The 14544-nt window shown below is 60.3% G+C and carries 12 protein-coding genes; all 12 read right to left on the reverse strand.

Features of this window, described 5'->3' with window-relative positions; genetic code table 11:
* Positions 1-282, reverse strand: a 282-nt coding sequence (locus PEH01S_RS32330; RefSeq protein ID WP_164828119.1) for a hypothetical protein, incomplete at its 3' end; no start/stop codon positions are given.
* Between the two features lie 104 nt (positions 283-386).
* Complete coding sequence (locus PEH01S_RS32335; protein WP_025846981.1) at positions 387-1196, reverse strand: carbohydrate ABC transporter permease; 810 nt, start codon at positions 1194-1196, stop codon at positions 387-389.
* Between the two features lie 31 nt (positions 1197-1227).
* Positions 1228-2187 (reverse strand): carbohydrate ABC transporter permease, encoded by a 960-nt coding sequence (locus PEH01S_RS32340; RefSeq protein WP_127490245.1) that lies wholly within the window; start codon positions 2185-2187, stop codon positions 1228-1230.
* Positions 2188-2222: 35 nt separating this feature from the next.
* Complete coding sequence (locus PEH01S_RS32345; protein WP_127490246.1) at positions 2223-3500, reverse strand: ABC transporter substrate-binding protein; 1278 nt, start codon at positions 3498-3500, stop codon at positions 2223-2225.
* Positions 3501-3665: 165 nt separating this feature from the next.
* Positions 3666-4850 carry a response regulator transcription factor gene (locus PEH01S_RS32350; protein ID WP_127490247.1) on the reverse strand — a complete coding sequence of 395 codons (1185 nt, stop codon included), beginning with the start codon at positions 4848-4850 and terminating at the stop codon, positions 3666-3668.
* Positions 4847-6556 carry a sensor histidine kinase gene (locus PEH01S_RS32355; protein ID WP_246063131.1) on the reverse strand — a complete coding sequence of 570 codons (1710 nt, stop codon included), beginning with the start codon at positions 6554-6556 and terminating at the stop codon, positions 4847-4849. The genes PEH01S_RS32350 and PEH01S_RS32355 overlap by 4 nt, the downstream gene beginning before the upstream one ends.
* A gap of 216 nt (positions 6557-6772) precedes the next feature.
* Positions 6773-8350 carry an aminomethyl-transferring glycine dehydrogenase subunit GcvPB gene (gene gcvPB, locus PEH01S_RS32360; protein WP_127490249.1) on the reverse strand — a complete coding sequence of 526 codons (1578 nt, stop codon included), beginning with the start codon at positions 8348-8350 and terminating at the stop codon, positions 6773-6775.
* A 34-nt stretch (positions 8351-8384) separates the two neighbouring features.
* Complete coding sequence (gcvPA, locus tag PEH01S_RS32365; protein ID WP_025846992.1) at positions 8385-9776, reverse strand: aminomethyl-transferring glycine dehydrogenase subunit GcvPA; 1392 nt, start codon at positions 9774-9776, stop codon at positions 8385-8387.
* A gap of 22 nt (positions 9777-9798) precedes the next feature.
* Positions 9799-10581 carry an SDR family NAD(P)-dependent oxidoreductase gene (locus PEH01S_RS32370; protein WP_025846993.1) on the reverse strand — a complete coding sequence of 261 codons (783 nt, stop codon included), beginning with the start codon at positions 10579-10581 and terminating at the stop codon, positions 9799-9801.
* A 45-nt stretch (positions 10582-10626) separates the two neighbouring features.
* Positions 10627-12321: an amylo-alpha-1,6-glucosidase gene (locus tag PEH01S_RS32375; protein WP_127490250.1), complete on the reverse strand. Its 1695-nt coding sequence runs from the start codon at positions 12319-12321 to the stop codon at positions 10627-10629.
* A 306-nt stretch (positions 12322-12627) separates the two neighbouring features.
* Complete coding sequence (locus PEH01S_RS32380) at positions 12628-13794, reverse strand: M20 family metallopeptidase (protein ID WP_127490251.1); 1167 nt, start codon at positions 13792-13794, stop codon at positions 12628-12630.
* A 26-nt stretch (positions 13795-13820) separates the two neighbouring features.
* The coding region (locus PEH01S_RS32385; protein WP_127490252.1) for an alanine racemase at positions 13821-14544 on the reverse strand (724 nt) is incomplete at its 5' end.

Consider the following 14544-nt stretch of genomic DNA (forward strand, 5'->3'; position numbering starts at 1 on the left):
GCCGTACCCGTGAAGCTGCCAATGGCTCGGCACGGCGAGCCGATCCCAGCCGCTGTCGTCGAATTCCGGCATATAGAACGAGGCCGGAGCCTCCTCGGGACGTGCGGCGTAATGAAACGCCCACTCGCCGTTCAGCAGCATGAACCGGTCCGAGCTGCCCCGGTCGTACGTGAGCGCCGCGTCCGCAGCACCGTACGGAATGAACGAGGCGCGGGCGGGCAGCCGGTTCCGCTCCAGTACGTTCAAATTTTGCCAATCCCGTCTTGCCAGATGGTCGCTCATGATAAACCTCCAAGTATTTTCATCTTATTACTCAACTTTATAGATGTTGTGCTGCATAAAACGGGGTTGTTCCCTTCCCTGCCGCATTCCCAGCCGCCGAGCCGCTATTTAATCCCCGTCTGCGCGATGCCTTCCACGATGTACCGCTGCGCGCCGAAAAATACGAGCAGCGGGGGCAGGCAGATGATCGACGTCACCGCCATCACGGACGTCATATCGACGCCGTGGACCCCTTTGAACTGGGCGAGCCCGAGCGTCAGCGTATATTTGCTGGAGTCGTTCAGGAAAATCAGCGGCCCGAGGTAGTCGTTCCACGTATCGAGCATGTTGAACACGCTCACCAATATCAAGGCGGGCAGCATCAGCGGGACCATCACCCGGATAAAAATCCCGAAATCGCTGGCCCCGTCGATCTTCGCCGCCTCCTCCAGCTCCGTCGGAATCGTCATAATAAACTGCCGCAGCAGAAAAATATAGAACGCCGAACCGAACCAGGCCGGGACGATCAAAGGCTTGAGCGTATTGATCCAGCCGAGAAAGTTGAATTCCATATACAGCGGAATCATCGTCACGTCCCACGGAATCATCATCGTCGCCAGCACGATCAGAAACAGCGCATCGCGCCCCGGAAACCGGTAGCGCGCAAAGCCGTATGCCACCAGCGAGGAAGAGATCAGCTGCCCGATATTGCACAGGATCGTCACGGTCAAGGAATTTTGCAAAAACGTATTGAACGGCTGAATCGTCCACGCCTTGACGAAGTTGCCCCACCGAATCTCCGATGGAATCCATTTGGGCGGATACATGTAGATTTCGTCCGGCGCTTTCACGGCCGTCGTCACGAGCCAGAAGAACGGCATCAGAAACAGCAGCGAAAAAAAGACGAGCAGCCCGTACGTGAGCGTTTTTTTCATCTCCGGTCCCTCCTTTCCCCAACGTCTTTAGCTAAGCGGCTTTCCGCCGCTTGCCCGCCCGCTTCGTTTTCACTTCGCCCTCGTAGTACACCCACATGCCGGTTGAGCGGAAAACAAGCATCGTCAGCGTCAAGATGAGCAGAAACATGATCCACGCATTCGCTGCGGCGTAGCCCATATGAAAATATTTAAAGGCATTTTCATAAACGTACATGGCGTAAAAATACGTCGAGTTCGACGGCCCCCCGCCGGTCAGCGTCAACGCCAGCGTCAGCTGCTGGAACGCGCCGATGATCGAGGTGACGAGGTTGAACAGGAGCGTCGGGCTGAGCATGGGCAGCGTGATCCGGAAAAAACGGGTGAACACGCCGGCCCCGTCGATGGATGCCGCTTCATACAGATCGCCCGGGATGTTCTTCAGCCCCGCCAAAAAGATCAGCATCATCGAGCCCTGCGCCCACAAGCTCGCCCCTACCATAGCCGCCAGCGCCCAGCCCGGCTCCCGCAGCCAATCCGGTCCGGCAATGCCGACGAGCGACAAAAAGTAATTCAGGATGCCGTACTCTCCGCTGTATACCCAAGCCCAGATCATCGCAAGCGCAACCCCGGAAATAACGGAGGGCAGATAAAAGATCGTGCGGAATATTCCGCTTCCCCGTACCTTTTGATTCAGCAGCACGGCGAGCAGCAGCGCTACCGATAAATTAAGCGGCACAAAAATCGCGGCGAATTTGAGCGTGACGCCGAGCGACTCCCGGAAAAGCGGGTCGTCCGTGAACATTCGGGTATAGTTTTGCAACCCGACAAACGTACGCTCTCCGGCAATCGGCCAGTCGTACAAGCTGATCACCAGCGAGAACAGCAGCGGCCCCAGCGTGAAGGAAACGAAACCGATCATCCAAGGAAGGACGAAGAGGTAAGGCGTAAGCCAGCCTCTTCGTTTCAGTCGGATGCCCGGCTTGGCTGCCTGTCGAACGGCTGTCGTATCCATAGGTCCATCCTTCTTCCGTTTTTCGCCTGCCGGCTTTATTTGAAAAACTTCTCCGAGTCTTTGACGGCCTTGTCAAGCGAATCCTTCGCATTCTGGCCGAGCATAATCGTATTGATCGCCGACGTAAGGTTGCGGTTCACTTCGTTCCATTTCGGATTCAGCAGGAACGCCGGCGTGTCGTCGCAAGCCTCCAGCATTTTGTAGAACGATTGGTAAAGCGGGTCTTGGTCGAGCTTTTTCTCGGCTACGACGCTTTTGCGCACCGGCAGGTCGGAGGTCCGCAGCTTGATTGCCTCATCGGATGCGTAATATTTGACGAATTCCCAAGCCATTTCCTTATTCTTGGACGATTTGGAGATCGAAACCGCGGATTCGGCGATAACGCCTTTGAGCTTTTTGCCCGGGAAGGCCGGCATGATGACCGTGCCAACGTCGATTTTGGCTTCTTTGAAGCCGTCCAGCGGCCACACGCCGCTTTCCCACATGGCGATCTTGCCCGCTTTGAAAATGTCATCTCCGGATTGCTGGTTTTTGCCGCCGACAATGACGGCCGTTTTCTCCTTGATCAGGCTGCCGAACATTTGCAGCACCTCGGCCGTTTCTTTGCCGTTCATGAACCCTTCGATCGACTTGCCGTCCGGGCTGATGAAGCTGCCGCCATTGCTCCAGATAACCCCCTGCAGGTCGTACGGATCGTTCTCCGCCCGGACGCCGAAGCCGTACTGCTTTTTGGCGGGGTTCGTGAGCTTCTTCGCCGTTTCCTTGAAATCGTCCCACGTCCAGCCCGCTTTCGGATACGGCACGTTCGCTTCGTCGAACAGCTTCTTGTTATAGTACATGACGCGGGTCGTAAACCCGGCCGGCATGCCGTACGTTTTGCCGTCGATCTTCACGTAGTTGAACAGCCCGGGATAAAAGTCGTCCGGCTTCAAGCCGGCATCGGCGGCCATCATCGCATCCAGCGGTTCAAGATTCTGGGAATAAGTGGGGAAATCCCACATGTACATCACATCAGGCGCATTGTTCGCTCCGATCGAAGCGGCCAGCTTCTGGTCGAAGCCGTCCCCGTACGCCTCTACCTGCACCTTGACGCCGGGGTGCTTCGCTTCGAATTGGCGCGCGATCGTCTCCTGGATTTTGAGCAGATCGCCCGTATCCCACGTGGCAAAACGCAAGTTCACCTGCTTGCCCGGTGCGGGCGTCTGCGCCCCCGTTGCGCCGTTCTGCGGCTCGCTTGCCGGCTTGCCGCACCCGGCGGCCAGGAAAGAAGCGGACAATATCGCTGTCGTAACAAGAAGCATCCTTCGTTTCATTTCGAATTCCCCCTGAACGTCTGTTAGTTAACCGCTTACATTTTTATTGTAACGGGAGTAAAACGCATACAAAACGGAGGGATGTTCGGAAAAGCGTGCATCATCGGCTTCACGAACGGCCTCTGCCAAGCAAAGGTGTCTTTTCGTTCGATGGCGGCCGTGTTTTTAGACGACGCTTCGTTCTTCGCGCCGCTCGTTCCGGTATTGGCTCGGCGTTTTGCCGGTGCATCGCTTGAACCATTTGCTGAAATATTTGGCGTCGGGCATGCCGATCTTGTCCGCGATTCCCTGAACGGTGATCCCTTGGGCGCCAAGCAGCTCGCAGGCGATTTTCAGCTTCGTCCGGTACGTGAACGAGACGAAGCTTTCGCCGACCGTCTTCTTGAACAGCGTGCTGAAATGGCTGCGGCTCAGCCCCACCTCTTGCGCCACCTCGGAGACGGACAGCTGGGTATCCGTATGCCGGACGATGAGCTGCACCGCCTCGGCAATCGGAGCGGGCCACTGCCCGACGCTGATGCGGTACCGCTTCTCCAGCTCCATCTGCCCGCGGGCTTTGCGTACGGCCTCGATCCACGCCTCGCGTCCGGCCAACGGCGCGAGCCGGGACCAATGCAGCTCCGGCCGCCCGGCCTTGTGCTCGCTCAGCCGGCCGTCCCATTCGCGCTGCCGGCCTTCGGGCACAAACAGCAGCAGGTGCCCGTCCCCGAAAGGCAGCACCTCGCAAGGCTCGCCCGCCGCATCGCCGCGCAGCTCCTGCACCAGCATCCCGCCGCATTTCCCGGGCGCTGAGATGAGATACAGCGCGGTCGGCGCATTCATCCAGCTCCACGCCCCCTGAAGCAGCCGGTCCAGCTCGGCCGGAAACTGGTCGCCGACGCCGTACAGCCATTCGAGCAGCAGCCCGGAGATCGCGGGGGCGGCGTGATCGGCGATGTGCTGCGGAGCCTCGGCGCCGTCCTTGCCAAGCTCCTGACGGAAGGCGGCCAGAAATTCCTCCAGCTCCTCGTCGTTGAACGACGTCTTCAGCAAATAGCCGGAAGCGCCCAGCTTGATCCCCTGCTGCGCATACTCGAAGTCGCGGTGGCAGCTGAGCAGCAATATTTTGGTCCGGGGCTCGCATGCCTTCACCTTGCGGGCGAGCTCGATGCCGTCCATCTCGGGCATCACGATGTCGGTGATGACCACATCCGGCCGGTGCTCCAGAAACGCTTCCCAACCCCGTCTGCCGTTGGGCACGTCCGCTACGACGGTCATCCCGTACTTGTCCCACGGTACCGTCGAAATCAATCCACGGCGGATAATCACCTCGTCGTCGGCAATCAACACTTTCAGCGGTTTAGCGTTCATGCGATTCCCTCCTTAGCTTTAATTGGCAATCGGATAACGATGCGGGTCCCCGCTCCCAGCGCGGACTGAACGGACAGCCCGTAAGCTTCGCCAAAATGCAGCTTGATGCGCTCCTCCACGTTGCGCAGGCCGATGCTCCGGCGTTTTCGGACGCCGCCCGGGTGCGGCTGAAGCAGCTGCTGACGCGTGCGCTCGCTCATCCCTTTTCCGTCGTCGATCACGGCGACGAGCACGTCCGTGCCGTCGGCTTCGATGCGCAGCACGATCGTCCCCTCCCCGTCCTCAAACGCGTGAAAAAACACGTTCTCCACCAGCGGCTGCAGCGTCATCCGCGGAATGTCCACGGCGGACAGATCGACTCCGGCGGTTTCGATCCGGTAGGCGAACACGCTGCCGTACCGCAGCTCCTGCAGATTTAAATAATGATCGATCACCTCAAGCTCCCGCTCCAGCGTGACGACCTCACGGTCCACATTCAGGTTGCCGTCCAGCACGTTGGTTAAATGATAAATCATTTTGTTCACGTCGGCGGCCCCTGCCAATCTGGCCTTCCATTGGATGGAAGCGAGCGTGTTGATGAGCAGATGCGGGTTGATCTGATGGTGCAGCGCGCGGAGCTCGGCTTCTTTTTTCTGGCGCTCGACCTGTTTCATCTCGTGAAACAACGTTTGAAGCTGCCCGACCATCCGATTGAAGCTGTGGCCAAGCAGGCCCAGCTCGTCTTCGGACTCCACGTCGATCTGCGTATCGAAATTTCCGAGGCTGACGCGCCGGATCGATTCTTTCATTTTCTTGACCCGCTTGAGCAGCGGGGCCGAGCACATATAGGCCAGCACGAACGCCAGCACAATCGACAGGCTGACCGCAGAGAACGTAAAGGTGCGGATCAGCAGCGACGGCTTATAAAATTGCTCGTACGGCGTCCGCACCTCGATCGTCCAATCCGTCTCGTCCGAATGCTTCGTCCAAACGACATCGTCGTCCCGTTTCGCAAACGAACCCTGCGTTTGATAGACGGTTTTGCCGCCCCCCGTGATCGTCAGCTGCGAGCCGGTGTCCTGCTCGAATTCGCGAAACAGCCGAAGCAGCTTGTCGGCGTTCGTCTCGATCAAAATGCTGCTGTTCTCCAGCACCCCCACCTGATTGCGGATGCGGAACAGCAGGCCGATGACTTTTTCCCCGGGAATGCGGGCCGTGTCCGTGTAATGGTTCGGCTCGTACAGGTCGAAGCGGTAGCCGTCGGCATCGTTCCGGTACCAAGGCTCCGCCTGGAGCAGGTCGAAACGGATGACCCGTTCGCCGTAATAATAGCCCGATTTTGTAATTAGAAAAATTCCTTTCATATCCAACGTCTTATGGGCTTTCAGATACTGCTCCAGCTGCTGCTCCTCCTGAAAGCCCTTGTACGTCGTCGGCACCTCTTCGTGCAGCACCGTAAACTTCGGATCGAGCAAGTACGACAAAATATCGCTGACCGTATACTTCATTTGCCCCAGGGTCGAATCGATCTGAAATTGCAGCTGCGAGGCAGAGTTTTCCCCGTAGCGGCCGAATTGCTCATTGACCGTCCCTGACGATTTGTGATACAGCACGTACCCGAGCGTCAGCAGCGGAATCGCCGCGGCAAGCGCAATGAGCAGCATCAGCTTGGTCTGCAGGGCGCTTCGGAACCCCCGCGGCAGCTTGAATCCGTTTCTAAGCAGCATGGACATCCCCCGCAAGCAGTTGTTATTGCAATTTCGTAAGCGCTTTCCAGGATTATTATACCACGCCCCGCAGACCGCCGGCATCAAGCCCAGGCCCTGCACCCTCCGGAAACTTTACCCTTTGCGGTCGCGTTTCATGATGCAAAAAGTCGGACTCCAAGGCGGATTCCGGCTGCTGCTCACATTGTCGGGATCACCCCGGCTTTATTTTTGGGCTTAGGACTCGATACCGGCCTCAAGCGGGGCGGTCTTTTTGAGATAAGCCCGCCAGGTGATGCACCACTTCGCCGGGTCGTCGAAGCTCGATTCGTCGATCCGGTGCACGGTGCTGTTGTGCGGGGCGCTGCGAACGATGTCCGGCTGCTCGTAGGCTTCCTTGGCGATCTGCTCCAAGGCGCTCACGTATTCGTCCAGGTCTTCCTTGGAATACGACTCGGTCGGCTCCAGCGTGAACGGCTGCGGCACGATGTACGGATGATGGCTGGTCCAGTAATGGAGACCGAAGTCGCACATGCGGCGCTGCACGTCCTCCGTCGTAATGCCGGTTTCCTTAGTCAGCCGCTCCCAGCTGTAGCGCACCTGCTCCAGCCGTCCGCCCTTTACGTATGGAGCGCTGGCGCCCGGGATTTTCACGATGCGGCTGTACAAATAATTGTTGTTCAAGACCGCCACCTTCGCCGCGTCCAGCAGCCCTTCCGGTCCCAGCGCGCGAATCCATGCGTACGCGCGGAGCACCGTCTGAGCTACGCCTTGGAACATGCGGACTTTGCCTATGCTCTGCGCGGGCGAACAGTTCAGCGTGTAGCGGGTGCCGTCCGTTTCGACGAGCGGGCCGGGCAGGAACGGCGCCAGCCGCTCTGTCACCCCGAGCGCTCCCGTCGCCGGGCCGCCGCACATATGGGGCGCGGCGAACGTTTTGTGCAGGTTGAAAAAGCACATGTCGAAGCCCGCTTCCTTCGCCCGGGTAATGCCGAGCAGTCCGTTCGCATTCGCCTGGTCGTAATAGCAAATCCCGCCTGCGGCGTGCACGAGGTCGGTAAACTCGCGAATCCGCGGGTTGAAAATGCCTGTATCCTCCGGGTTGGCAACAACAAAGCCTGCCGTCCGCTCGGAAATTGCCCCCCGAAGCGCTTCCAAATCCGGGAATCCGTCCTTGTCAGGATACAGCGTAATGATTTTGTAGCCTTTGACGGCGGCCGTTGCTGCCTGCGAAGGATGGGAAAATATGGTCGTTATGATTTCGTCCCGCTTGTCGCCCTCGCCATTCGCTTCGTGGTAGGCCCGCACGATGGACGCCATCGCGAACAGCGCCTGCGTCCCGCTCCCCGGCTGGAACGTAAACCGGTCCATGCCCGAAATTTCGCGCATCGCGAGGTCCAGGCGGTGATATACCTCCAGCATCCCCTGCACGGTCGACTCATCCTGCAGCGGGTGCAGCTCGGTTATTTTCGGATTGCGGATCAGCATTTCATTGACCCGCGGAATGTATTTCATCGTGCAGGTGCCCTGCCCGATCTCGACGTTGAAGTCCGAGCCCAGCGTCTCCTGCGAGAGGCGCAAATAATGGCGCAGCACCCGGGCCTGCCCGATCTCCGGCAGCGCTGGCGGTTGGCTGCGCAGCATGCCTTGCGGCACACAAGCTTCGGCGTCCCCTACGGCAGCTGCCACTTCCTCGCTGACGGACGGCGGGATGACTCCACGCTCGCCCGGCTGATGCAGCTCAAAAATGACGGGTTCGTCCCATTTGGCCTGATGAAATTGACGCACGTTCCGGTTTCTAGGTATCCGTTTCATAGATATTCGCCTGGCTCCCTTCTTGCCCTCGGGCTTACAGAACCGCCTTCAAAGCGGCCGCAAGCGCGTCGATATCTTCTTTCGTATGAATTTCGGTCACGCAGTAGAGCGCGCATTGGCCCCAGGCCGGAAATTCCCCGGACAAATCCTTGCCTCCGAAGATGCCGCGCTCCAGCAGCCGCTTGTTGATGTCGCTCACCGTCCGCCCCGTCCCGTTGAAATCAACCACGAACTCTTTGAACGACGGCGCCTGAAACCGGATCTGCACCCCTTCCAGCTCCGCCAGCCTGCTCGCCGCATAGCGGGCCTGCCGTATGATCGTTTCGCCTACCTCGCGCATGCCATGGGGTCCCATTAAGGCGAGGTAGACCCCTGCCGTAATCCCCCAAAGCGCGGTCTGGGTCCCGACCGATTCCTTGCCCTTCTCGCGCTTGGCAAAGGAAGTCCGCTCATAAGCGACGTCCCCGAAGCCGTATTCGCCTTCAACGGAGGTCGGAGCAAGGCCGAACAGGCGGGACGGATATTCCATGACGAATTGCTCCTCGTCGCGGGTGGCGATAAAGCCCGCTTGACCGCCGCCGTACTGCATGCGGATGCCGAGCGGCTGCAGGTCGCCGCAGACGATGTCCGCGCCGTACCGGGACGGCGGCTCAAGCAGGCCGAGCGAGATCGGATCGACGCCGACGACGAACAGCGCGCCCGCCGCATGCGCGAGCTCGCCGATTTCGCGGCCCTGCGTCTCGATCTGTCCGATGTAGGACGGATTCTCGATATATACGGCGGCCGTGTCAGCCGACAGCCTAGCCTTCAGGTCGGCCATGTCGAGGAGTCCGGTGCCGGGCTCGTAATCGACGAGCACGCAGTCCATCTGCGGCGACAAATAGTTGCGGATGACCAGCAGCCGCTCGGGATGCATCGTCGCCGGAAGCAGCGCCGTGCGGCGGCCGGTGATCCGGCCGGCCATCCGCAGCGCGGTGGAGGCGGCCTGCGCCCAGTCGAACGTCGGCACGTTCACGACGTCCATGTCGACGAGCTCCGCCAGCAGGCTCTGGTATTCGAACAGCGCCTGGAAGCGGCCATGATCCTCGTAAGGCTCGCCCGCATACGCGGTGACGAACTCCGAGCGCTGGTTGATTTCGTCGCAAACGGCCGGCACGAAGTGCTGCCAGCAGCCCGCTCCGAGGAAGCTGATCGTTTCCTTCGCGCTCGTGTTGCGCTCCAGCAGCCGTTCGACGTGGCGCTGCAGCTCGTTCTCGGACAGCGCCGGCTCCACCTTCAGCGGGCCCGCCAGACGAAGCTCCTTCGGCACCATGCGGTACAGCTCATCGATGTCGGAGACGCCGATCTCGTCAAGCATCGCCCGCTGAACCTCGGGCACCGTGTTGGGGATATACGGATGAGACGTTGATTTTTTTCGCGTGGCCATACGCGCAATTCCTCCTTTTTCGTTATGCCAGTCCTCCGCCGTCGACGACAAGCACCGAACCGGTCACCCACGAGGACATGCCGCTTGCGAGAAACAGCACCGCGTTGGCAATGTCGTCCGGCGTGCCGATGCGCTTCAGCGGCCGTTCGAGCGCCGATGCCTGCACGAACGACTGCTCTTCCCGCTGCAGCTGCTTCGCTTCGTTCCGCAGCAGCGGCGTATCCGTATCTCCGGGACAGACGCAGTTGACCCGGATCTGCTGGCCGCCGTGGTCGATCGCCATCGCCTTCGTCAGATTGACAATCCCCGCCTTCGCGGCGCAGTATGCAGCGGCCCGATCACCGCCCTTCAGTCCCCAGCCGGACCCGGTGTTGATAATGCTGCCTCCTCCGCCTTCGGCCATAAGCGGAACCGCGTATTTCGAGAGCAGGAAGGCGCCCTTGAGCGAAATATCCACCACCGCGTCCCACTCTTCCTCCGTCATTTCAACGACCGTACGCCGCCGGATCACACCTGCGTTATTGAACAAAATATCCAATCGGCCGTACTCCCGGCGTATCGCTTCCACCGCCGCTTCGCAATCGGCCGCCGAGGTCACGTTGCAGCCGATAAACCGGGCTGCGAGCCCTTCGCGCCGAAGCTCGTCTGCGGCTTGGCTGCCGGCCTGCTCGTTCACGTCGAGGATAACGACGGACGCTCCGTGCCGTGCCAGCTTTCGCACCGTGGCAAGCCCGATCCCGGAAGCGCCTCCGGTGACCGCGGCGACTTTTCCATCCAATGCAAGCAATTGTTCTGTCGTTGGCATCTCCCTTGTTCCCCCTTATCCTCGGACAAGCTTAATTTAAATGGCTTACGCCCCATACTCCCGCGCCAGCAGCAGAAACACGCTGGACGTCCACGTGAACGCCCGGTCCCGCAGCCCGCGCCCTTCAAGCGCGTCGAAGTTTTCGGCCATGCCTGCGGAAGCCGCCATCCGGCAAAAACGCTTCGCGACGTCGGCCGCGAACCGCTCCTCGCCCGCCTCCTTCAGCCCTTCCACGAGCAGCAGCATGACCGGGGCCCAGATCGGCCCCCGCCAGTAGCCGTCCGGCGTGTACAACGGGCTTCTGACGCTTTCGGTGGCAAAGCCGTGGGCCGTCAGAAAGCGCCCTTCCTCGCGCAGCCCTTCGATCAGCTTGCGCAGAATCGGCTCCGGCAGACGCTTGCCCAAAATAACGGGCAAATACGCCATCAGGCTGTCGCCCTCGTCGGCTCCGGCATGCGTGCCGGACTGTACCGCTAGGAAGCGGTCGCCGCGCCAAAAATGCTCGATCATCCGCGCCAACAGCTCCTTCGACCGGCGCTCCCACTGCTCCGCTTCCCCGGTGCGTCCCAGCCTGGCCGCCACTGTGGCAAGCGTTTCCATTTGCAAAATAAGAAAGGCGCACAAATCGGGACTTTCCACGGGAAGCGCCGCCAAGAAGACCGTGCTGTTGTCCCACCCGGAGTCGTTTCCGTGATTGTACTGCGGCACGCCGTCGCGGTCGTCGTCGCGGTAATCGAACCACCACTGCGTCCAGCGGGCCAACGGCCCGTAAATTTCCGCAAGCCGCTGCGTCGTCACGGCTTCGCAACGGTTCATCAGCCATTGCAGCGTCCAGCCGTGGATCGGCGGCTTGCAGCAGTTCCACAGCGCATATTTGTCGTTCATAAAATCCGGCAGCATCCCGCTATCGTCCTGCCGGTCAAAGAAGATCGCAAACTGGTCCCAAGCCAGATCGGGATCGGCCTCGGCAAGCGCCATCGCATTGAAGCAGTGGTCCCAGCTCCAAATGTTCGTCATCCAGTTTTTGGACATATACATTGCGTTCCGGGGCAAATACCCGTCGGCGTGCACGACGCAGGACCAAGTAATATAAGCGGCCAATTCCTCGGCTTCGGACCAGACCGCGGCAACGGCAGGCATCCGGCTTCGCCAGGCATCGTACTCGCCGCGCACCTGCGCAAGCCCTTGATCGAACGACCCCGGGCGCGGCGGGCGTGGAACGGTACGGTATTCCCCCAGCGTAAGCTCCAGCTTCCCGTCGCCGCCGGGTACGCCGTCGAACGCAAGCCGCTGCGCCTTCACCCCGTCCCAGCGCATATCCTCGCGAATCGCCCCCGCTACCGGGGAGAGCAGAAACCTGCGCTCCCGCACGAAGCTGTTGAACTCCCAGCCCCGCTCCCCAAGCGGAAACGCATAATCGTATGCGCCGGGTGCGCAGGTTAACCGCAAGCCGACACCCTGCGTCCGGACACGTATGAAATCCGGCTCCGGGATGCACCACTCGGCCGTCCCTTCTTCCGCTTCAAGCCGCAATAGCGTCGGAGACGCGAAGCAAGCAAAGGGAACGGCTTGGCCGCCTGCCAGCAGCTCGATTCGGAACACGGCTCCGATATCGTTATCCCCGCCCCGCACCAGCCTCAAGTACAGACCGGCCTCTCTATCGGGACGTTCCGGAAGCATCGAAAAGGCAAAATACGAACCGAAACGGCTGAACGGCACGGTATGAAGATCGAACAGCATGCGGATTCCGATAGCCCCCTCGTCGTGTTGATAACGGCTCTCTCAAACGAAAAGAGAAAGAGAGCGTTTACATGAATTATAAGTAAAATGGCTTTCCCGCAAAACGGCATTCTGTTCGCTGCTTCGTGTCTGTTTGCGCGTTTTTCCACACGGCGGTCCCAGAAGCCCGCCGGGGTGTCATTTTGTTCGCTGCTGATCGTAAGTTTATCCTATAAATGCTCTTTTGCCCGCTACCAGCGGATTGATGCAGCAAAAAAAGCCTGAATCCGGTCGGACGCCGGACTCAGGCAATTTATTTTCCAAGCTTCATTTCCCAAATTCCAGCATCGTACCGGCGATAATTTCCGCGGCCAGCACGACCTGCTTCAGCTCCACCCATTCGTCCTTCGTATGCGCTTGCTCGATGGAGCCCGGTCCGAATACGACCGAAGGGATGCCTGCCCGGGCCAGCTTGCTCGCATCCGTGCCGTAAGGCACGCCGAGCGGGCGCACTTCGCCGATTTTCCCCGCAGCGGCCGAAGCCACAAGCCTCACAATCTCGCTATCTGGGCTCGTCTCCATCGCATAATCCAGCACAAAGGGAGGATGAACGATGACGTTCACCCCGCCGTTCTCCGCCGCCAGCTGCGCCATCTCCGCCCGGATATCGCGCCACACTTGCTCGCTGTCCTCGCCGGGGATCGTCCGGCGGTCGATGCGGATACGGCATCGCTCGGGAATCGTATTCGGCGCTACACCGCCTTGAATTTGCGTCACGGCAAGCGTCGGCGGACCAACAAGCGGGTGCGCGGCAGAACGCAGCCGGGTTTGCATCGCCCCCTCGATATGGGCGACGACCTTCATCATGCCGTTTATCGCGTTGACGCCTTCCTCGGGCTTCGAGGAATGGGCGGAGACGCCGACCGTCTCGATTTCGCAGCGGACGACGCCTTTATGCGCGACGACCGCCTGAAGCCCGGTCGGTTCCCCGACAATGGCGGCGGCATAAGCATGTCCCGCCTCCAGCACGTCCAGCACGCCGAGATAGTTGACCTCCTCGTCGACGGTCGCCGCCAGATGGACCGGTACGGGCGGCTTGACGCCGTTCCCGGCGAACCACTCGATAGCGGCGAGCATGGCCGCGAGCGACGCCTTCGTGTCGCAGGCGCCGCGGCCGTACAGCTTACCCCCGCGAATTTCCGCGCTGAACGGCTCGATGGTCATGTTCGCGGTCTGCACCGTATCCATATGGGCCTCCAGCAGCAGAGCGGGCGCATCGCCGATCCCCCCGGGCAGGATGCCAATCACGTTCGGCCGGTCCGGTCGCACTTCCCTGCGTTCGGCTTTCAGCCCGAGACGCATGAAGAAAGCTTCGACATAGTCGGCCATCCCCCGCTCCGGCACGCCGCCTTCGAAGCCCGGGTTAACGCTTGGAATCCGCACCATATCCTGCAGCAAACGGGCAACGCGCTGCTCGTCTATCATTACTTTCATTTCACGGCTCCCCCCGATCCTTCGCGTTAATAATTGCAGCCCCGCGCATCGACCTTAATGCGCTCCGTTACAACGCCATTGCGCACGCCGTAAATCGCATCGTTCAAATTCGGAATGACGCACGAATGGTTCGGAATGATTTCAATCCGTTCCCCGATCGACAGAGACACCTGCTCCGGATCGAACCGCAGCATGCCGTGCTCTTCGTTAAGCGCAGCGATCGCAACGTCCGGCTTCCCGACGACGATGCCGAAGCCGTCGCCATGATGCGCCCGGTCGCTGGTCAGCGCCTTGGTCCCCGCGTCGATCGTCGCCATGCCCGGCAGCGGCAGGCTGACGACGGTAGCCGCGACCCGCAGCGCGCAATCCGCTTCCTCCGCGAGCCCCATCTGAACGGCCGAAACGTCGTTGAAAATATAGTTACCTGCCCGCACCTCCGTCACGCCCGCGGCGTGCTCGCACATTTTGGCGGTGGGCGTGGAGCCTGAGCTGACCGTGTTGACGGCGAAGCCCGCTTGGCGCAGATCCGCAACGACCCTGCCAAGCATCTCCGATTCGCTCCGCACCGCAGCGGCGACCGCAGCCGGGTCCCCGCTCCGGTAGATCAGCCCGAAATAAGCCATCAGGCCTTCGATCTCGATGCCCGGCAATTCGCGCAGCCGCAAGGCAAAATCGACGATGTCCTTACCCGGCTGCCGGCCGCCGCGATGCAGTCCGCCGTCCAGCTCGATCAGGACGGGCACCGGCTTT

The organism is Paenibacillus ehimensis NBRC 15659 (assembly GCF_004000785.1).
GTDB classification, from domain to species: domain Bacteria; phylum Bacillota; class Bacilli; order Paenibacillales; family NBRC-103111; genus Paenibacillus_G; species Paenibacillus_G ehimensis.

What these genes read in the sequence shown, in the direction of transcription:
- PEH01S_RS32335 (WP_025846981.1), bottom strand. Translation starts at nt 1,196, where the DNA reads ATGAAAAAAACGCTCACGTACGGGCTGCTCGTCTTTTTTTCGCTGCTG.
- PEH01S_RS32340 (WP_127490245.1), bottom strand. Translation starts at nt 2,187, where the DNA reads ATGGATACGACAGCCGTTCGACAGGCAGCCAAGCCGGGCATCCGACTG.
- PEH01S_RS32345 (WP_127490246.1), bottom strand. Translation starts at nt 3,500, where the DNA reads ATGAAACGAAGGATGCTTCTTGTTACGACAGCGATATTGTCCGCTTCT.
- PEH01S_RS32350 (WP_127490247.1), bottom strand. Translation starts at nt 4,850, where the DNA reads ATGAACGCTAAACCGCTGAAAGTGTTGATTGCCGACGACGAGGTGATT.
- PEH01S_RS32355 (WP_246063131.1), bottom strand. Translation starts at nt 6,556, where the DNA reads ATGCTGCTTAGAAACGGATTCAAGCTGCCGCGGGGGTTCCGAAGCGCC.
- gcvPB (WP_127490249.1), bottom strand. Translation starts at nt 8,350, where the DNA reads ATGAAACGGATACCTAGAAACCGGAACGTGCGTCAATTTCATCAGGCC.
- gcvPA (WP_025846992.1), bottom strand. Translation starts at nt 9,776, where the DNA reads ATGGCCACGCGAAAAAAATCAACGTCTCATCCGTATATCCCCAACACG.
- PEH01S_RS32370 (WP_025846993.1), bottom strand. Translation starts at nt 10,581, where the DNA reads ATGCCAACGACAGAACAATTGCTTGCATTGGATGGAAAAGTCGCCGCG.
- PEH01S_RS32375 (WP_127490250.1), bottom strand. Translation starts at nt 12,321, where the DNA reads ATGCTGTTCGATCTTCATACCGTGCCGTTCAGCCGTTTCGGTTCGTAT.
- PEH01S_RS32380 (WP_127490251.1), bottom strand. Translation starts at nt 13,794, where the DNA reads ATGAAAGTAATGATAGACGAGCAGCGCGTTGCCCGTTTGCTGCAGGAT.